The sequence below is a fragment of the Synechococcus sp. A15-127 genome (assembly GCF_014280215.1).
GTDB lineage: Bacteria > Cyanobacteriota > Cyanobacteriia > PCC-6307 > Cyanobiaceae > Parasynechococcus.
The window spans coordinates 546,938-570,674 of the sequence record NZ_CP047948.1 but is presented as its reverse complement, the minus strand read 5'-3'; the positions used below and the strand labels follow the sequence as shown (position 1 = coordinate 570,674).

Genomic DNA, 23,737 nt, shown 5'->3' with positions numbered 1-23,737 from the left:
TGGCCATGCTGACAGGTCTGGCAGACCGAATTGAAGACTTAGGCAAAACACTGAGTGGAGGCCTTGGTGGTGACCCGGTAATTAAGGGATTTGCCGATGCATTTGAATTCTCCTTCGCATCCGTGGAGACGGGGTTCAACACAATTGCCGCAGAGGTGCGGAAATACACGGATTATGTACTTCCCCCAGAGGAATGGGTCGTCGCATTCAACGAAGGAATGGATGACATCGGAATGGGTGAGGTAACTCTGAAGTTGGTCGAAGTACCAAGCGTTGACGTCTTTGATGGGGAGTGCCCAGATCCAGAATCTGATGATCCGATCCGCTACACATTTTTGCTCGACTTTGGTGATTCGCTGGATTGGTCGGCAGGTGAAACCACAGACATTATCGAAGAGGCAATTAAGTTATTTCAGTTTGAAAAACCAGATTTTGCCGACAGTTTTAAACTGATGTCGACATGGGATGTCGGTGTAGATGTGAACGCAGCACTCGGCTTCGGATTGGATCTGGATGCAACATCACCTGGTGATGTCTTCTTCTTTGATCCAGAACCAGCAGGCCTTGAGAGATTTGACATCCCTGATGTCCTTGATGAAGATAAATTTGCGAAATTAAATCTTGATGCAACAGAGGTGCAAGCAAGCGCCTGGTTCTCCGTATCAGATCTTGAATTCATCGTTGAAAATAAGAACACTGGAGAAGTCATCGTCTCGGCAACACCAGATGATCCCAACGCATCGCTGATTGCCGCGGGAGCTGCAGCAGGAATTGATCAGCAGGGTGCGGGTGGTTTCTCTGATCTGTCCTTCGAAACAGCTTTTGATTTTAGAACAGAACAACAACCAGAAATACTTTACGAAATGGCCGAACAGACCGGTCAACAAATAATGAATACCTTCAAGGCATTTGAAGACGCCTACGCAGATGGTGTTCAAGCAGTGGATGACATCGGCGATTTACTGAACTGCAGTGGGTTTGGCCTGTCCCAGGTTCTGTTCATCCTCGCCAAGATCGAAGAAACGATTGACAATGTGCAGACGAGCATTGAAGAAGGAATAGCAGACAATCCAGTGATGCGCCTATTTGCCCCCGATGCAGGCGATACCATTAAAGAGTTCACTGTTCATTTTGATACAGCAGAAGAAGCGATAGCCAGCGTCAGAGAAAAAGGAGAAGAGCTACAACCTTGGAATCTGATTCCAACACTCAACGAAGCCCTCTCAGGTGTTGAGTTCCTCTCGCTCAATCTTGATCCGCGACCCAATTTCGAAGCTTACTTCTGCGTAGACGGAAAAGCACCGGTCGATAAAAAAATATCCTTGGACACAAGTGCTCGATACACGAGCATGACAGATTACGCCATCACGTATGAAGTAGAATTCGGCGAAGATGGCATCGAAGCCGAAGAGGACTTATACACACACATCATATTGAAAGAAAGCAAAGCCTTCGTGAATGGTGAGGAAAAAAATCAAAATGACATCCTGATACTACCCGCTGGGTATCAGAAGATTGACCTTAACGATTCCGAGCTTGACAAAGAGTATGTCTTATTGCGAAAAACTGATGACAAAAGCAAGCATGATCATTTGATTATTCTGCAAACACTGCAGCCAACAGATGCAACCAAGCTCCGAGAAAAAATTAAAAACGTGCAGAATGATACAAGCGAAGAAACTGTTTATGACCTAAGCAATACAGATGCTCGAGGACTGGATGGGTTTGAAAGACTGAGAGGAACAAATCTAGATCAGTTCAAGGAAGGATACCTGAAAGACATGAGTGCTGCGAACAACCAGGGCACCATGGCAGGAGACATGCCTGACTACTACCGTTTTGATTTAAGCCTTGATGGATTTGAATACAAAACACCGCTTAATTTTGACATCAGTCTGGCTGATGATCTGATAAATCTTGGAGGTGGATTTGATCTGAATCTCTTTGCAGGTGGATCCGTCGGATTTGCCTTCGATGCCAACCCGACAGATCTTAAATCGGCATTTCTGATTGATACAGAAGCAGGTGTGTCCTCAATGAGTGACATGCCAGAAGACATGAAGCTTCTGAGAGAAAAGATCAAGGGGGGAGTAGAAGGAAATGCAGAAATTGTTGCAGGTGCCTATCTCGAAAGTACTCAGCCCTTAGAAGGGTCAATTTCTTTCCTGGAACTAGCTGCATCAAGTTCAGACGAAAACACACTGGGATTGGGTGCGCCAGAACGAGTTGGCAGTGATCTAACGATCATTGCACCTGAAGAAGATCCTTTCTTAAGTGGATTTGTCACCGTTGAGCTGGACCTACAAGATGGTGATGGTGGCAGCGGATTAGTCCCTCTGGCAGATATCAGCCAACTGGATATTGAGGCCAATCTTCTTGGAGGTTTTGAACTTGATCCAACGATCAGTGCATCGCTGGGAGATGTGATCTCGATCGATGGGGATATGTTGTATGGCGGTCATTTCTCGGGTGGAAGTTCAGGTGGTCTGTCATTTGAACAGACACCATTCCTGCTAAGCCCAGGAGATATCACCGTCAGCCTGGGTGACCAACTCGCAGCAGCCAGTGGACCATTTGTAAAGATCTCAGACTTCCTGAATGATTATTTTCTGGATCCTATGGAGCCAGTTGTAGACATCCTGGAAACCGAATTCTCAATTGCAGGCTTAAATCTACTGGGAGCAGGCAGACTTCACAATATCATCGATCTTGGCCGAGAAGGCACACCTAACGGATCGGTGACCAAGTGGGTCAATCTCTACAACGGGATCAACAGCGTTGTGGATACTGTCGCCTCGATTAGTGATTCAGGTGAAATCAGTGTGCCAACCACACTGTTCCTTGAAGACAAGACGTGGACAACCGGGAATATCAAGCCAAAACAAGATGATTTGTTTAATTTCCAATATGCAGCAGACACGAAGGTATCCACTCGGCGAACAGATCAAAAGGCCAACAATGAAGCACAAGGCTCGCAAGATGATGCGGTCAATGATGCTCTTGGAGCCATCAATCTAGGTAGCGGACCGGTTGAAAAAACCAAATCACAAAAACCAGATATTGGCAAAACTGCTGTAACATTCCCGTTCCTTGATTTCGGATATACAGCTTCAAAGCTCAAGGATTTGATGATGGGATCAGATCCCGACAGTCGCTATGAACTCGACCTGATCCGGCTGCAAATACAAGGCTTCACAACAAGTTGGGACTTCTACAAGTCCATACCAATCTATTCTCCACCGACAGTCAGCCTGAATGTTGGTGCAGAGCTGACACCATACATTCGACCAACCATCCTCGGTTATGACTTAACTGGGCTTGGGGGATTGATTGAAACAGGTGAGCTGAGCTCGTTGGCAGACGGATTCTATGTATTAGCAGAAGAACCTGGATTCTCACTGTCGCCGAATGGACCTCAATATGAAGGGGCAGGTGCAGAAATCCGCATGGAAGTCGGCGGTGGCGTCAGCGTTTCCATCGGACCCCTCGGAATTTATGGAGATGCTGCAATCATCGGAGATCTGGAGATAGAGCTGAATGATCCCAATGACGATGGTCGTGTTCGATTCCAGGAACTGTTCGACAACTTCTCATACAACCCGCTGGCAATCTTTGATGCCTCCTTAAGAGTGGCATTGCAGGCAGAAATTGGTGTGAAGCTTGACCTCTTATTCTTCACGAAGAAGTTTGCACTCTATAGAACTCCTGAATTTGAATTGTTCAGGCTCGACATCGAAGGAGGTGCACCACCACAACCATATTATGCAAGTGCACCAGATGGAGGTTCAACACTTCTGTTGAATATCGGTGCGAGAGCGGATCAGAGAAATCTAGATCCGAACGACAACGGCGAAGTCTTCACTCTGCAGGGTGGATCAAATATGAATGTACGAGGTCCAGGTGGACAATCAGAAGGATTTTCTGGTATCACCTTGATCACAGGAGATAGTGGTGAAGGTAATGATTACGTGGATGGCTCTGGCTCCAGTATCCGCCTCGAACTGAGTGGTGGGGAAGGATCAGATTCGTTGGTTGGTGGCTCAGCTGATGATCAACTGCTGGGAGATGTTGGAAATGATTCCCTGGTTGGTCATTCAGGCGGAGATGAACTGCAAGGTGGTGAAGGCGATGACAGCCTCGTTGGAGGAGCGGGTAGGGATCTCCTCTCCGGCGATGAGGGAGACGACCAGATCAGTGGTGGTGGCGATGGCGACACGATCCTGGGAGGTGCCGGTCAAGACAAGCTGACGGGAGATGCAGGTCGTGATCTGATCGATGGCGGGCTTGGAGATGACACCATCTCTGGTGGCAGCTCAGATGACACGGTTGTGGGTGATCTGGGTGACGATCACATCAGTGGCAATGAGGGTGCCGATCATCTGTCGGGTGGTAAAGGAGATGATCAGATCGAGAGTGGCACAGGTAACGACACGGTGCTGGGCGAAGGCGGAGCCGATGTGATCGATGGTGGTGAGGGTGATGATGTTCTGATTGCAGGTTCCATCTCAAAAGGGAGTGATCTTCCAATCTCAGAACTGAGAGCAGGAAGCAGCACCGCCATCCTTGGATTCGATGCTGATGTGGTCTCAGGTGATGACGGAAATGACCTGATCGGTGGTAGTGCAGGAGACAACAAACTGTCGGGAGGTGACGGTAGTGACACCATTGCTGCTGGTGCAGGTGAAGACGTCGTCTCAGCTGGCGAAGGACGCGATCTGATCTATGGAGAAGCTGGCGACGATCAGATCAAGGGAGACGACGGCAAAGACACTGTGTATGGGGGTGAAGGAGATGATCTGATCGAGGGCGGAGGCGATAGCGATTTGGTGTACGGAGACAGTGGGGATGACGTCGTTCACGGTGGAACCGGTGAAGATGTGCTGATCGGTGGAACCGGTCTTGATCACCTCATGGGTGAAGAGGGTGAAGACACCATGCAAGGTGGTGAAGACGATGATCTCTTGGTTGGTGGATCAGGAGCTGACAGTCTGCTTGGAGAAGCAGGCAATGATGTACTTCAGGGTGAAGCGGATGAAGACCGCCTGTACGGAGGGTCAGGGCATGACCTAATGCAAGGGGGCAGTGAGGATGACTATCTGCTCGGAGAAGGTGGAAATGACACCTTGCAGGGTGATACAGGCAATGATTTACTAATCGCCGGTACCGGGAATGACCTGATTGAAGGGGGAGCCGACAACGACACACTTGAGGGAAACGATGGTGACGATGTACTCAAAGGGGAAGGCGGGAACGACTGGCTGAAAGGACAGTTTGGTCTGGACACACTGCATGGTGGAGCAGGTCAGGATGAACTGGAGGGTGCAGAGGGTCGAGATCTTCTGACTGGTGGATACGACCCAGACATTCTGAAAGGCCACGAAGGTGAAGACCGATTGTTTGGAGATGAAGGAGCCGATCAGTTGGATGGTGGCTCAGAAGATGATTTGCTCGTTGGTGGTGCAGGTGTCGATGTGCTGTGGGGTGTAACAGGTGACGACAGGCTGGAAGGCGGTAGTGAAGATGATGAACTCTATGGAGAAGAAGGAGATGATCAACTATCCGGTTCTGAAGGTGCTGATCGGCTCTACGGTGATAAAGGAAAGGACGTTTTGATTGGAGGTTCAGGTAAAGATCAAATTCTGGGTGGAATCGAAAGCGACTGGCTCTTTGGAGATCGCTTCAATCTCAAAGCTTCGGAAAGCACCTTCGACCAATACAATGACTTTGTGCTTAGCGTCATGCTGCCTGAGGTGCAGAAATATCTGATCAACGATTATACCGAGAACCCAGAAACACTGAATCTATATTTCAAAAAGGAAGAGGTCAAGAATGAAATTATGAAATTGGAGGGAGAAGAAGATATCAGCGCACTCATTGAAGAAACTGTACCGATCGAAGACAGGCTTGGAAAAATCGTCGACATGCGGAGCCTACTGGAGGTGGCATTCGGATCTGCCATCACAACGAGGGACAAGGGTGCTGAAAACGACGGTGATAGCACGACAGATTGGAGTGGGATCACTCCTGCACAATGGGAATTGTTGCGGCTGCTGGCTGATGATCCGTCAGATGTCTATGGAGATGAAGACCGATTGCAAGGCGAACAAGGAGATGACTGGCTCCTCGGCGGACACGGTCCAGATCTCCTAGAGGGTGGTGTTGGCTCAGATGTTCTGCTGGGCGGTACCGGAAATGACATCCTGAAGGGATACGCAGCCACCATGAATCTGGTGGAACAGTTCCTGGATGGAAACGATGCACTGGAAGGTGGCAAAGGCAATGATGAACTATGGGGTGCTATCGGAGATGACCTCTTAGCTGGTGGAGATGGCAACGACAAATTGGTAGGCGACGACTCCGATGATCCGATGCTGCTCACGATGGCCAGCCCAGGGCAAACCTATGCAGGACGGGATGTGCTGGCTGGTGGGTATGGAAGTGACACTGCCTTTGGTGCTCTTGGAGAAGATATTCTCTATGCCGGTGAGGGGGGTGATTATGCAGACAAAGTAACAGAAGGAGCCATACCCGAAATAAAAGATCTGGTAGGTGACATAGCAATGCCATATGCAGCCAGCTCGAACTTGTCAACACGTGAGCGAATTGAAGAAATAAAAGAGTATGTATTCAAATTGATCAATCTACCAACTGATATTCGGAGCCTGGGTTTTGACAGACTCGTGGGTGGTATCAACTCTGATGTTCTGGTTGGGCATCGCCTCAGACCAGTGAATGCAGAGGATCTGAAGAATGATCTGAACAAACTTCTAACACAAGTCGATGAAATCAATGCAATAACCAATGCAGATGGAAAGAACGAAGTTGAGTTACTGAAGCAAGATACAGAAACAGATACCGTCCTGGCCGATCTCATGGTGACATGGGATGCCATCTCAACGGCCATCTCAACGGATGGTGATCTCAGGAAAGGTGATCTCAGGAAAGCACTTGAAGGCGTGGTATTGACATTGGAAGCACAAGCGACCGATGGTGACAATGCCGGTATCCACTCAGGCAAACACTTCACACTGAACCGGCGTAGTACCGATGGTGTTGTTTATGAGCTGGCCCCTGGGACAGGTACAGACATCGTCTGGAACTTCTATGCGGGTGAACATGATGGAACGACTCGAAATGTCGTCAGTGAAATCACAACTGAAAATGGAATAGTGGACGGAGAACTGTACACATTGGACTTAACGGCAACGGAAGTAGTTACCAAAGAAGAAAAAGAGAATGATAATGGAGATATCGAAACAACCTATAGTTCCAGCATCGATTACGAGGTCAATATCAATGCAGTTAGCACTGATGTCATCTCCCTAACAGATGGACTGAGCTTTGGATCCATTGATTTAAAGTGGCAAAAATTTACACCAGAAGCACTACTAGATAAACTCATCATTGATCTTGGCGAGGAACAAGTCATAAATATCGTAAAACAATACGTCGCTCGCAATAAGAAAGACCCTAACACTGTACCAACTGACATAGCAGATAACAAACAAATTGCTTGGGAGGCATTGACATCATCGTATGCAGGCAATCAACCGATGCCGGCGTGGCCAGAAGGTACAGGAGACACCGGGCGAGTTGGTGTGATGTCGATTATTGATAGAGATACAGACCAGGTCCTAAGTCGCTTCATCAACGTGTCAGAGGATGCCATCGGAAGACACAATATTGATGAAGAAAATGTCCCACCAGATCGACTCGTTGTTGCACCAGGGAAGGCTGCATTTTCACCAGAAGAAAGAGTCACGATCCCGGAGGGAATGGCGAGAGATGCCAATGGTGCAGCTGATATCGCATCAATCGAAGCAGCAATTCGGTACGTCGAAACACTGAACGATGAAGGTAAAGCCAGTGGTACTTGGAAGGATTGGAGAGATTACGGCTTACTTGGTGTGAACCATGGGCGTGGTGCGTGGTTTGATCTCGACAACGACCCAGATAATGGCCTTGAATTAATTCTCGCCGGGGGAACAACGGTTGAGGAACGAATCAATCGTGATTTGAAGCTTTGGGGAGCAGCATTAGACTCAATGAGCTATAAGCTAGAAATAACACCAGTCAATGGCACAGAGTATACGTTATCCGATCGATCGCTATCCCAAGACGACCCAGTAAAAGTAATCGTAAGGGCTGAATCCGACTCATTAGAAGAATTAGTAACCAAGCTAAGAAATGCTGCTAACTATAGTAACTTACCCTTTACCATATCAGCCGATACAAAAATTGGAAGCATCGTTGCGACCAGCAACGCAAAAGCAACACAAGCAATCAACGCAAAGGATGCAACGATAACAAGTGAAGATAACGAAACAGAAATCAAGGCGGAAAGTTTGATCGATGATCGACTAGGAATCAACCCTCAATTTGGGGCGGCGGCAATCCAGGCCAGAGATCCAGGTGGAGTGCTTCCTGCATACCAGAATGAGCTAATCCTTAGTGCTGAACAACCCAAAGATCTTGTCAAAACTAATGCATTTGAATACCCATACGGATCAACAGCGATAGCGCCTATCTATACAATTCCGTCACCAACATCAAACGCGTATACCTATAATGACAATGTTTACTGGATGGATTGGAATGAGGATGGAAAACTTGAGCTACCACTGGCAGGGTCGAGTGAACGAAGCGAAAATCTAATTATCGGTGGAGACTTCTCAGCAGGCACACTAGAACTAGCAGCTGAAAAGGGTAACAGTGTACCGACGATTGACACAAAAGAAGGAAGGGGTGCACGAATCGAACTATATGAAGGCACAAATCGGAACTGGCTAAGAAAGACTGACTATCTGAAGAATGTCTACATTAATGATAGTTACGACAAAGACCGTAACGGGGATGGAGATTACTTCTCCGTAAAGGTGCGTGGACGTGTCAAAGCATTTGTAGACGGCAATAATCGATTCTGGGTACTCAGTGATGATGGAGTAAGAGTCAGTGTGAATGGAACGCCCTATGTCAATCGATGGAATGACCACGCACCAACATGGGATACATTTACGGTGCCCGATCTTAAAGAGGGCGAATATTATGATATTGAAATTGACTACTATGAAAAGGCAGGTGTATCCAGACTCTATCTATATCAAGATGATTGGGATTTAGCGCAGCTTGATTCGGGAATAAACCAGGTAATCGAAATGAATAATCCAACGAACTCGAAATACGTGTTGCAACAGAACGGCAACCAAACGAAGTTTCAATTGGACTTCGCGGGCGAAGTAGTTGGCGGACAAACGTATGTCATGAGCGGATGGTATGCAACAAGTGAGACTTATAACGGTGAAGATACTTTCTTCTTTGCCAGAACGGTTGGTACATCGAATGATGTTAATACGGATAAAGGTCTTGGAGAAGCAACTGAACTGAAACCAGTGGAGATCGGCGGCTTGGAATGGCGGCACTACTATCAACCAATTACCATTCCAAGTGACTATGGCAGTGGTGACACATTTGAATGGCAGGTAGGAAGTGGAACAACACACACCAAAGGTTATCGATACTATGCGGGATTAAGGCTGGAAGAGGGTGGATATCCAACAATCCCATTTGATTCGCTGACATTAACAAGCAGCGTCCCAGGCTCAGAAAAAATAGATAATTTAGGGGAGATCGTCGATGCGGGTGGATGGGATTTATTGGAACAACTCTTTTATGCAGGCGAGCCAGTCAGCGAGGCCTCAACAGGACAGGTACTCGTATCAGTCAACGAAAGGATCCCAGGAACAGCGTTGTATTTAAACACGACTAAGTCAGAAGACCTGGATGGTGATGGGAAAGCACGATTTGACGAGGCTGGCACAGGCCTGAGAGAAATTACTGATCTCAAACGGGGAGTCGAATCGGCATCATCGCCAACAACGGTTGGACAGACAAGAGAGGATCAGTACAAAAATGGACTGGAAGTATTAGAAAAGCCAAGCTTCCATCTGAAAAATCTTAGCGATAAGGATGGGGCAATCCAACAACAGCTTCTGCAGGTTGGTTACCAAGATGGAAATATCAAGATGTGGTCTTACACCCTTGAAATAACACAGACACACACAGGCACTGGGAACAAGGTAGTAAGTGATATCAAGCAACAAAACGAACGCAAAGAGATTAAACTAGAGAAAATAACAAAAACAGGTAAAAATGACAACTACGATTTAACACACAATGGAGACCATGCAAGATTTATAGAGCACAATACCGGAGAAATAGATATTCTTCTCGGCAATTACCGGTGGAAAGATGTTCTAAACGAAAGTAGCCAGACTATAAAGCCTGAAAAGATAATAGATGATGCCAACCACCTAATTACGCACACAAACTCAGGGAAGCAAGGTCATGATTCAAGTATTAACATAATCCTGTCAGGCGAACCATTGGCCGACACTTATAACTTTATTGACTTCAATAGTCAACCAACTGATTTTGAAAACGCAAAAGTTGAAACTAGAGAGAGTAGTGCATGGGGGGCTTTCCTTGGTCGCTATGGTAATGAAGGAACGGCCGGAAATACGACACCAACCACAAGTACTAAGATTCAATTAGGAGGAAAATCCCAAACAATCGAATTTGATTTTCTACGAATCGATTCGTGGGATGGGGAGACATTCAATGTATGGTCTGGTGATACGAAAATAATTTCAGAGAAATTCGTGCATAACAGCGCAACAGCGCAAAAATCGGGAAACACGACAATCGATGGAGCAACCTACGAGTATAAAATTACCCCGTACGAAACACTTGCGAATACCGTATTCGGCGATTCGTATGATCAAAAATATCATATATCAATCACAATCCCAAAAGGATTGGAAACGATTGATCTGGGTTTTAGTTCGACACTAAATCAAGCAATCAGTGATGAGTCGTGGGGAATCGACAATCTGAAATTCACAGACACATATAAAGACTCCCAGCTACTAAAACTAGTAAGAGAAAACATAGATAACAATGGGATAAATAAACCAATTGACCTTTCTAACAAAGTAAGCGCAATAACAACAGCTAGAGGGAATCAACCGAGTAGTGCATTGAGCGATGTAAGCACTCTCTGGGTTAACAACACAAGCAAAGGCCTAACTTCAAATACACTAACAGCTGACAACATTGATAATTTCGGCTTCTTTATAGCTGGCAATGCTGGTGAAATAACAAGTCCCAAAAAGGCTGATCCGTTGCTAGGTCTGATAGTCAATGACATCAGTGATAACCAATGGAAAGTGTTAACACCGATGATTTGGAATGACGAACAAGAATTCGATGAAGTCGGATACAACAGAATTGAAGCGAATGAATTGTCTCCCACAGGAGTATACAAAGGGGCCATTCATCTGTTCGACGCTGATGGAGTAAACAACGCGACTAGTGAGCAGAATGAAAATGAAGAAGTCATTGCAAATGATCTTGTTTTAACTGGATTCTCTACGGCAACAAGAAGAGACGCTACAGGTCAGAACCTGGCGGTACCACAAACAAATATCTACCTATATGCAGGTACAGCTGATGATCACAACATCACCAACATCGATGGAGAGACACCAATTTATAAGGATACAGGTATCGAACTCTATGGTGTAGCGAATGGAACCATTGATAGTGGGGATATTGATGGTGATGGAGATATCGATCTCTTGCTAACAGGCGAAGATTTCTTTGCACTACCAGCCGATGAAAATACACAAGCCGATGGTCAAGGTGGTGGTAATCCAATCACAATGATTTATCGGAATAACCGACTAGAACCAACTCACAATGGCAATGTTCGAGTCACTGGAGATATCACCTTTGAAAATGCTCTGTTTGTGCCCAACAGCAATGATCCGAGGTGGGCCGAATTTGACTATAACTTCGATGCCAGTGAACTCACTGCAATCAGAGGAGATAGCAATAATGATGGAGATATAAACTCAAAAGATATAGATGGAATTTACGAGCTAGAATTATTCGCCATTGATCATAAGCGTAGCGGGGTGAATGAAATACAAAACTACAGCGAAAAACAGCTTGAAGGAATTAATGAAGCTACTCTAGCAACATACGGCATCAACAATCTAGAGAGCTATCTAGAGGCGCTTGGTACGAGTGCTGATGCCGCGATGGCAAGAATCATTAAAGACAAAGATTTTTCAAAAATTGCCTATAAGAGTCAACTACTGACAGCAGATCCAGTCCTGGCTGAGTGGAGTTCTGAGGTCAATAACTTTACAGATGCAGACATAGTCAATGTCATGCAAGGAACAGTCCTATCAGACGAATTCCGTATCGGTGACCGACACGGCTTTTTCTATAGAGAGGATCTTGGAACAGCGAATAGTGATGACAACGCAAATGTTGTCGTCATTAAAGACTTCAACCCTTTCATGGACACACTTGTGTTGCATGAACCCGAAGATGCAAGTTTTGTATGGGATCAGGTTCTGTATCCTAAAGACGCTGCTAGCGGTGATCTGATCATTGCAGCCGACAAAGGAAGTAATGAGTTAGCAGCTGAAAGATACTTAAGTCAACCCATCAAAGATTCGTATGGCAGAGACATATCCCACAGTTATGTCATACAAGAATTAAGAGATTTTGATCTAAGAGGATCCTTGCTGAGAATCAATTCAACAGTAGAAGGAGTAAAACAACCAGAACTGGTTGTAATTATTGAAGGAATTGATCAAGATCTCCTGCATTTTGAAACGTCCTTTAATGAAGGACGGATCCGGATGGTCGATAATGATGATGAATCCAGGCAACAGCTAAGGTTCATTGTCACCAACCATGGAACAGATACAGATGATCACTTACAACCCTCTGATGCATACACTTTGCCATTCGATAAGTCACTGCTCGGTGAATGGTTGTCATCAGAATTTGCAGAATTACCAGAAAGATTTGGAATTTTAACTGGAGGAGATGGCAATGATACCTTATTTGGAAGTACACGTCTGGCGCCAGTACCAGTCGTCTATCTTGATGGTGGAACAGGCAAAGATGTGATTTATGGTAGTGATGTCAACAGCTATACAGATCGACTGCTAGGCCAGGAAGGAAATGACAAACTCCATGGCTTAAGGGGTGAAAATATTCTTTCTGGAGGTCCTGGTGAAGACGAGTTATACGGTGGATTTAACAACGATACACTGGATGGTGGCCCAGGAGCTGACTGGCTGGAAGCCGGAGCTGGATTTGACACGGCAAGTTATTCAGAGGACCAAGCCGCAGTTGTTGTGAACCTCAGCTGGCAAGAGTCGCCTGTCATTGTGCTTCCAGCAGAGGGTGGAGATGCAACTCTGATCAATCCAGAACTCACGTTGGATGAGTTGCGTGGTGATTTACGAGAGATTGCAGAAGATCTTGTAAGCAGTGGATACTTGCGACTGGACCCATCAACAAATGTTAGAAGCTTCGTTGAAACTATCTTTGGAGAAAATGGTAAGATCCCTGTTCCAGAGATTTTTGATCGCACAGCAACAAACCCATTACTACTGACACCCGAGAGAAGCTACCACTACATCAATGTGATGCCAGAGGCATCAACAACCTATGAGCTCAGCGATGGGCAAAACAAAATAACAATCAAAACAGGTGAGGACTATGTCATACCAGTAGAAACCAAGCCGTCTACAACATACACATTAAGCGATGGCAAGCAGAGCATTAGTACAACAACCTCGGATCACACAGATCTAGAAGAACTCGTCAGTAAGTTGAAAGACCAAAGCGTGTATGGAGATCTTGAATTCACTATTTATGCAGATAATGATGGTGATTCCATTAAACTGGTTTACAAAAAAGGTATTGAGCCAGAAGATCGTGCCACGCTCAAGGCAACAGATGATGAAGTAATTACAGCAGAAGATGCCACCTCTATTGATGATATTGTCGAGTTAATTCGAGATGCTGACGGATATGGAAAACTAGACTTTACGGTACAACTCAATGAAACAGAGGATCAACTAGAGGTCATTTATAAAGACAAAGACTCTGAAGGTGGTCAAGCGTCAATAACTGCTGAAGGCCAATTTGCAGTTCAAGAAACGATTGATGAGGGGGAAGTAAAACTTCTGGATAGAAGCACTGAAGTCAGAAAATTAGACTCAGACTCACGAGAAGCAGTTGAACAATTGCTGCGGAGAATGGGAGTTGCCCCACGGGCAACGATGTCTGTTGCTGAAGCGGCACAACTTGCAGAATCGGAACGATTGATCGATCTTGGCAAACTCAAAGTAGAAATCACGGATGTGAAATCTTTTGGAGCCTTGGATGGAAGTCAAGCAAGCGACAGTCTCGCAACAACAGTGGTCATCCTTCCTGGTACAAGAGTGGCAGATGCAAGTATTGCACGCGATGCAGCACGATTGTTGCTAACTGGAACTGATCAATTAACCAACTTGATGGCAGGATTGGCAGCTGAAGATAGTGCAGTGAAAGCAGCAGAAGCAACAGGGTCAACAGAAACTGTTTCAACACCAATAACAGATGAAATTAGGGCATCCCTAACAGAAACACTCTTCGATCAAAATGTAATTGGGGATGTGATTGAAACAGGTATAGAAGCTGGTCACCAGGTCGATCTAATCGTTTGGTTGGATGGATTCGCAAAAGCAATTGCAATTCTAGAACCAGAAAATTTAAGTAGTCAGTCAGTACTCGAAAGTGTAAATAGTGTCATCAGCCAGGTTGAAAATGTCACTGGAAGTAAATATGGAGACACCATAATTGGAGATAGTCAGAACAACGTACTGAGGGGATTAAGTGGAAATGACATAATGATTGGGGGACGCGGAAAAGATACGCTGCACGGTGGCACCGGCGATGACCGATTGTATGGCGATGAAGGTTCAGACGTGCTGGAAGGTGGTGGTGGAGCCGACCTTCTCGAAGGAGGAACTGGAGATGATCTTTATAGCCTGCTAACACCGACACTGACACTGAAGGAAGCCTTTCAAGCCATGGGGGGTGATCCAGACAGCCTTCAACCAATTGAACATGATGGAGAATTAATTAGCTGGGAGAAATTCCGTCTATGGGCAGATCCAACGCGTTGGCAAGGAGAGGTTCAGTGGGAAAAATATGAAGAACTTGGTTTTATTCCTGACCAAGTACTCTACAAAAGGGCTGCAGCCGATGAAAGTGTGGGATGGCTGCTCCACGGACAAGGAGGCACTGTTATTCGTGACAGTGGGGGTCTAACTGGTTCAGAGGATGAACTCCGCCTCCAACTCCACTCCACACTCAGCCTCGATGGACCACAAGATGGCGCGATCGGGATGGCTCGCGGAAATGGTAGCGGCAGATCAGGAAATAATGATCTCATCATTGATATCAATGCCGATGGCGTCCTCAACACACAAGATGATCTAACCATAGAAGACTATTTCTATGGAGATGGAACAGGACAGGGATCAATCAGTGCAATCAGGCAATACGGTCTGAATGCTACTTACTACTATGGAGACAAATTTGACGTAAAATACCTAAGCAGAGTAGATTCAAATGTTGACTTTGATTGGGGTTACTATCTACCCGATGGAAGTCTTAGCGAAGCAACATCTGGCCTGTCCGCACGCTGGACAGGTGAAATCGTACCTGATGAACAAGGGGATTATCGATTCAGAGTAACGACAGATAGCGGAAGAGCTGACTCATGGGAGTTGTTTGTCGACAATGAAAAAATTACTAGCGAAGATGAACTCTTAGCGCTGAAAGCTGAGCGAGCCGTAGATGTAGAACTACGCTGGATAGATTCAGCCGACAACAAAGTACATTATCTCCCAGTTACAGCGAAAGCCTCAACAGAATATATTCTCACAGATGGGATTAACAGCATTAGTGCGACAACTTCAGATAAAACAAATTTAAACGAGTTAATAAACGCACTGAAGCTAGCGGATGGATACAAATTACTCGATTACACAATCCAAAGCGACACCTCCAATGGAAGAATTGAACTGAACTACAAAAATGAAGCACCTCACGAGCAAGAAACAACACTGAACGTACCGGAAGTCTATTACATCCCGGTGACAACAAAGGCAGCAACAAAATATACACTTACAGACGGAGATGGTAGCATTTCAGCGACAACTTCAGATAAAACAAATTTAAACGAGTTGGTAAACGCACTGAAGCAAGCAGATGGTTACGAAGAACTCGATTTCACTATTCAGAGCAATAGCACCAATGGAAGAATTGAACTAACCTACAAAAATGATGAACCTCAGGAGAAAGAAACAACCCTAACCGAAGGGGGAGACTCTCCAATTCATGTCAGCTATCAACAAGGTGAATCACCTATCCAGGCTACCTATGAACAAAATGCTGGTGATCACGCCGTACGCCTCGAATGGGCTCAAGCCAACAAACCGTTTGAAGTCATTGACGTTGCAAATCTGCGCACAGGAACCACCATCACAGCAATGGATATCTTGGGCTCGAATGATCTTCTAATCCCAGTTCTGGATCGGGAGTTATATACAGGAGTGACAAGAAACTGGGAGGGAAGCACAAAGTGGGGAGACATCGATAACGATGGGGACCTCGATTTATTGGTCTACAGCTTCGACGAAATGGGCAATGGGGAATCGCAAATATTGATCAACGAAGTCAATAATAATGGCGATCACAATTTCACAAGCTCGTTTGATTTACCAGCCTTTGAAAGAGTGCATTCGGCAGAGTGGGGGGATTGGAACAACGATGGCTTCCTTGATCTAATTATAGCTGGAATTCGAACCAATGAAGAATTTAAGAGAGAAGAAACTGTTGAACTATTGATAAACAGAAATGGTATCGATTTCTATGTAGCCACACCAGAAAATTGGGAAACCGAAATCAAGACAACGTGGAGTACGTTAGAAAAAGAACCCTCAAGCCATGTCTTACAGGCGGCTTGGGGCGACATTGATCTTGATGGTCGACTTGATGTTGCGATCACAAATGAAATTGACAATAAGTTATTATTTATTCCCTCTGGTTCAGCCGTCTTTAGGGAAGAGTTACCACATGGTATGAATGGCTCAAAACTACAATTCGGACATTACGAGAGCTCCGACGGAGATGCATCATTCGCAGATCGAGGATTAGGCATCAATCCAAACGATCCATTCCCTGAGAAGCCATTACGACTTGCCGAAGGAATGGATATAGCCGCACACCGAGCATGGAGTGGAGCTGATTACAGCACCATCAGCAGTGAGCACCAACTAATCTTCTGGGATTCATACAGCAATCTGTTTGATCTCAACAGAGATCTCGTCAGCCTTGATCCACATCTTGCAAAATTAAACGAAATGATGGACGGAGATCCAGATGCGAACTATTTAACGGTTAGTGGTCTGATTGAAATTGCTCCATCCAGCTCAGACCTTGACCTGTCCTACAGCTTTTACAGGATAGATCGTAATTTGGTTGCGTCTACTAATACGAACGCAGTCGTAGAATATAACGAGTTAACTCAGGGAGAAAGGGCAGAACTAGCGAAATATTGGTACGTAAATCCCAACGCAACAAGTAATTCCTTCATCCAGTCCTCTTACCTGGACACAGGCTCAAGTTCAGTGATGGATGAGGGTCTGGCAAAGCTAGAGAGTTCATGGGAGTTCATGGGAGGAGGAAACTATAACGACAACCCATTAACATTTAGATACGACAAAGACTATTTCTACTTCCTCGAATTTGATGACAGTCTTGCTGGAAATATAGAAGCGAATAACAAGGCTGTTGAACTCCACCAATACTATACAGCCAATGATATTCTTGGCAGAAACAGCGGAACTGGTGACCAACAACTGATCAGCAATCTGAAGGCAGGAGACCTTAATACAAATGAGGCCCTTAGCGAAGACTTAAGAGAAGTGCTCGAATTACTTCTCAGAGAAAGTATCGATTTTGAAGGCCCACATCAAGGGCAAAATGCATGGTTGACACACTTCTGGAGAGCAGAGGCGACTGAAAAAGGCAAAGACTATACATACGCGATGAATCAATACCTAAGCAAACTACAAACAGGACTGAACAATCTAGATACAGAAACGGCTAAAAATCTATCGATCAAAGGCATTCCTACAGACGTCAAAACTGAAGCGAAGGAAACAGATCTGATGAGCATCCACAATGCCATTACTCTAGCTGGGGAGGAATACAACACACCTTTTGATACTATTACCTCTAATGATAAAAGTTATTCAATTGAGATCTACAAGGGGCAAGAACATCTGGCGACGGCACATTTATCCAAAGTGGATCAAGTCATCGATGGAGTTACAACTGCAACCATCGTTCAAGAAATAGACCTAATCAACATACCGCTTAAAATTTCAAACATCGAAGAGGATGTGAAAGAGGCAGCTGATAAAGGACAAGGCTTGATTGATTATGGCACAACCACAATACGTGGACTAAATGCCAAAGGCCTAGATATAAATGCCATAACGCTTCCCCTTAACTTTAGCAAAAACGAGACTACAGACTTCTTCCTGTCCTTTAAAAATACAGACGAAGAAAATGGTGGATTAGTTCCGGTCGAGCATCCGAATGGAGTTCATGAACTGACTATCAGCCTAGAAGCAGGCAGAAAGTACAGGCTAGAAAGCGATGGGGTCCCAATCGAAATAGACAGGCCAACAAGTACTGAGTCTACTGATGAAGAAATACTCAATGAGATTGTCACCTCAATCCAGAATCATAAAAATTATCCTTCATTAGACTTTGTCATCGAAGCAAATGCTGCCAATGATGCCATCAGACTGATCTACAAAAAAGACGCTCCATCAGTCAGTGATGCAACATTTACGTATGATGGTGGTCAAACCATTGAGGCAACAAAAGTTGATAGTGAGTTAATTCTCTGGCAGCCATATAAAGACTTAGCCTTGGCCATTGAAAATGATTCACTAACAAACAAGGCAGTAACTTCACGCCAAGAAAGCATAGAAGAAAGCGAGAAACTGAATCAAGACAACAGCAACTCCAGCGCAGCTTCGGGTTCGACAAATATAAGTCGAGCACAGAATTCAGTGTACAGAGACTGGAATCCATATGAGATATATGTTCCGAGATCTGATATTGATGAAGACGAAACAAAGCCAACTATTGAAAGGGTGTACACAGATTCACTGGGAAACAACATATTAGTTGTATTCAACGAGAGACTTTATCAAGATCCAGATTATGAACCCGGCTCTGACATAACGGATCCAGATTCATTCGAGATCATAGACGGGCCAAGAGCGCTAAATATCAATTCAATAACCTTCCCCAAACCACAGTATCCACATGTTATCAATTTAGAGCTTGACGAAAGCATACAAGCCGATGAAACGTATAATCTTAAGTTTGCAAATAGCTCGCTTTATACTCCGATAACAGATGAATCTCGCCAGAGGAATAGGCTGCAAGACATAACTGTTGAAGTCAAGAATAATGTAACCCAACCGACAATCAACATCAGCTCCGAACAAGTCGCATCGGGGGGAACCAGCTCTGATCCATTCATCAACCTCACATTTACAATTTCTGAGAAGACAAACGGTTTCTCGATAGATAAAGAAACTGATAGACTCTTCGGTGATGTTACATTAGAGAATGGTAGTATTTCAAATCTACGTAGTATCGATGGAGCCACTTATCAGGCCAAGTTAACACCTGATCAGGGTTCTGCCACTCTAAGTAGCTTCCTGCCAGACGTTGAATCGGGCAACTCAGGAACAGGCAAAGAAGATGCGGTTGATCCCATCGAAGAAACTCTTGTGGTGACAGATCCAGACGGATTAACAGGTAAAGATAGCAGCGGCGCAAGCTACACCATCTTCCAACAAGCAAGTGAACCCAGCAACGGCGAGGTGACACTTGGCGATCCGATTCCAGGCAATCCAGCATCATTGGAGTGGTCTTATAAGCCGGACGAAAACTTCAGCGGAGAAGACTCATTTGAAATCTCAATCACAGATGACAATGGAGGGATCTCTTACGAAACAATAACTGTTAACGTCATCGCTCAAAATGACTCCACTCAAATTTCTGGAGATCTCACATCGACAGGGAAAGAAGACAATCAAATCAAAGGCGTTATCACTCTCAATGACATTGATGGACTCACCAATGGAAATATCGTAGCGATAGCGACTACGACAACAAACGAGCCAGCAAAGGGTAACGCTTCCATCGCTCTGAAGAGCAGCGATAGCGATAGTGGCAACGTGATCGCCGAGTGGACTTATACACCCAATGAAGATGTCCACGGAGATGATAAATTCACTGTGGTTGTTACTGACGATGCTGGTTTTACGCAAGAGCAAGTTATCACTGTAAACATCGCAAGTGACGATGACAAACCATTTGTTGTCTCAGGAATTTATGCATCCGCAGAAAAAGGAGCCAAAAAAACTGGCACTGATAGCTACAAGGAGATTACAGGAACATATGTAGCAACAGATGCAGATAACACCTCCGATAATTACACGGCCACCCTTATTTATTCCGAGGACGGCAAAGCAAACAGTGGGTCTGCATCAGCCAATGGCAATACATGGTCATATACACCCAACACTCCATCAAATAGCGATAAATTCACGCTCATCGTTGAAGACGAAGCGAATAACAGAACGAGCCAAGAATTTAATTTAAGTTTCTACCATGTCGATACAAAATCCACATTCCAATCTGGCGATATATTTATAAAAGATAGCGAAGAAGATGATATGTCTGGAGACATCACAATTGAAGATACGGATGGGCTTACAGAGCTAACCGTTACGCAGGTAGATACAGCACTGAGTGGTTTAGAACTGAAAGACATTATCCAGGGAACTTCGGATAGTCCAAATACAGCAAAAATTTCATGGGAGTATAAGCCCACTGCAACATCGCCAGATGGCAATCTGAGCTTCACCATCGAAGTGACAGATGATCTCGGTGGAAAAACACGCCAAGTGGTTAATCTGATTCGTTATCCCATAAACGGAGTAGCAACCGCATCGAGCGGACACCATGTAACCTTAGGGGCCGGTGAGCTAACTACATTAAAGACAGGAACACTGATCTTAGAGGACCCCGATGACAACAACGAAAATACTTTAACAACATATGGATTGGTTAATAATGACAACGAATCCGATAACGGTCGCCCCATTACAATGACGACTTCAGGTGTATGGACATACTCACCAAATGGCACTAATGGATACGATTATTTCCTTGCAAAACGAAAGGACAAGAGAGAATTCGAAACCGTTCAAGCGATTAATCTCTATCTTGGAGAAACCGCAGCGGCGGTAGATCTCATCGATGGAGTTGTGAGTGGAACAGCGCCATACATATCAACAAGCCCGGAAGACATCACAGGAACACTAAACACAGGGGCAACAGAAGGGACATTTGAAATTATCGATCAAAGAAAGGATTTGGGTGGATTGCGAAGCAAAAATGGGGCTAGCGTTAAGATTGAGAAAACAATTGAAGATGGGATCACAAAAGGGAAATGGACATATGCACCTGCGACTGATTTTAAGAGAGGCAATGATTTCTTCCTCGTTAAATTTACCGACTTAGTTGGCACCGAAACAATACAAGCCATCAATGTGTTCATTAGCCCCGTCGATACTCCATCACAAATAACAGGCACAACATCCTTGGAAATCAATGAGGATTCGGCATCGAGCTCCAATACCATCAGTATCAGCGATGACGATAGCAGTAACGGTGAAAACACGTATTCAATTCAAACTAACGGCAAGAATGGCACTGCCGTTGTGAACGCAGATAAGTCGTGGACATATACACCCAAGGACGACTTTGCAGGTGATGACTACTTTACGCTTCAGATACAAGATGAAGAGGGCAACACAACAACACGCGCCATTAATATAACGATCAAACCAGTAGACGATGCCACAACAATAACTGGAGATACCAACGCAAGTCTAAATGAAGATGCTGGTTCATTCACGGGAAAACTAACGCTGAGCGACATAGATAAACTCAAAGAAGTGGTTATTCTCAACCAAGCACTTCATGGAACAGCAACAATTACTGACGGTTCAGTCAGCGAAGAAACAACTTACACGATACAATATACATACGTACCTTTTGACAATTTTAATGGTACGGACAAATTCAATATCGCAATCATAGATGAACTAGGTGTGGCCACCATCCAGACCGTCAACTTAACCATTCAAGCAGTAGAAGACGAAGCAATTGGATGGACAATTACTGAACTTACGCCTGCCGAGGAAGATACGACTATAACAGGCATTGTTTATGCCACAGACGTTGATGGTGCTCTGGAATACACCATCAATACTGAAGCGGCAAATGGAACAGTACAGATGTTGAATCAAAAAGCTGGAATCTGGCAATATGAACCCAACACCGATTATCATGGAAGCGATAGTTTTACAATTAGAGCGACAGATGCGAAGGGAGGAACATCAGACAAGGTGTACAACTTTACTGTTGCAGAGGGCAATGATCCTACGATCTTCACATCTGGTCTCAGTTTTACAACATCGCAAGGCAGTGGGTCTGAACCTGGCAAAATCACATCGACACTGCAAATAAGTGACACCGATGGGCTCACCGGTGATAACGATCCATCCAAAACAATCACGCTGGCTGACAATCGTCAACCAAGCCATGGTGTTGTTGAACTAGGAAGCATTCAACGCGATGGCAATAACACCCAGGCGGCGTCAGTAAGCTTTACCTACACTCCAACGAATGCAGATTTTTACGGAAGCGATATTTTCACGATAGAGATTACAGATGACAAAGATAAAACGACGAAAGAAGAAGTAGAGGTGACATTTACACAGGACTGGCCAGAAACACGAGTCTCAGTTCCTTCAAAGATGTTCAAAGGAGAATCAGATAAATACAATCAAGAATCAAACATATTCACTTGGACATACGTGCCAGATCAAGATGTCTCTGTTGATGCTTACTATGCCAATCAGAATAATGATCCTGCACCACTGATTATCCCTGTAGCCCTAGACAACCCAGACGCTTCGGATGTCACCACACAAACAATTTTTGATACTGCAAGCATCTACGACTCATCAGTATCGGAAACACTCCTAATTGAGAAGTCACTGAACTATGTCATAGAAGAGGGATATAAAAGGAACTTCAATTTTCTACCGGCCGACTTTGACAATGCCAAAGTTGAATCAGAGAATAATAATGCGTGGGGTGCCTTCCTAGGACGTTATGGAAATGAAGGTGAAAACGGCGATAAGTCTCCAACTACTAGTGTAGAAATAGCGTTGGGAGGAAAAGCTCAAACAATTGAATTTGATTTCCTACGTATGGATTCGTGGGATAATGAAAAATTCAATGTTTGGACTGGAAGTGAGAAAATCCTTTCGGAACAGTTCCAAACAAATACGACAAAAGATGCAAAGACAGGAAGTAAAGTCATTGATGGGTCTACTTACACATATACCATTGAGCCATACTCAACTCTGGCGAATACTGTATTCAGTACGTGGAAAGATCAGAAGTACCGAGTGTCAATCACAACTCCAGAAGGATTGGAGACTATCGATTTAGGATTCAGTTCAACACTCGACCAGCCGATTTCAGATGAATCCTGGGGTATCGACAATCTTTCTTACACGAAACCACCTGTTGGTGGTGGGGATTCTATCTACTCAAGACGATTCAATTCACAACCGACCGACATCGAGAATGCGGAAGTGACAACTGAAGGCAGTAGCGAATGGGGTGCATTTCTTGGCCGCTT

General features: G+C 44.9%; 1 protein-coding gene (only partly in view). It reads left to right on the top strand.

All 23,737 nt of this window come from inside a single coding sequence — locus tag SynA15127_RS02875, tandem-95 repeat protein (protein WP_186484931.1), on the top strand. Of the gene's 43,941 coding nucleotides, 7,876 precede the window and 12,328 follow it; the stretch shown corresponds to coding positions 7,877-31,613 (codon 2,626, partial, through codon 10,538, partial); the first complete codon in view begins at position 3. Both the start codon and the stop codon lie outside the window.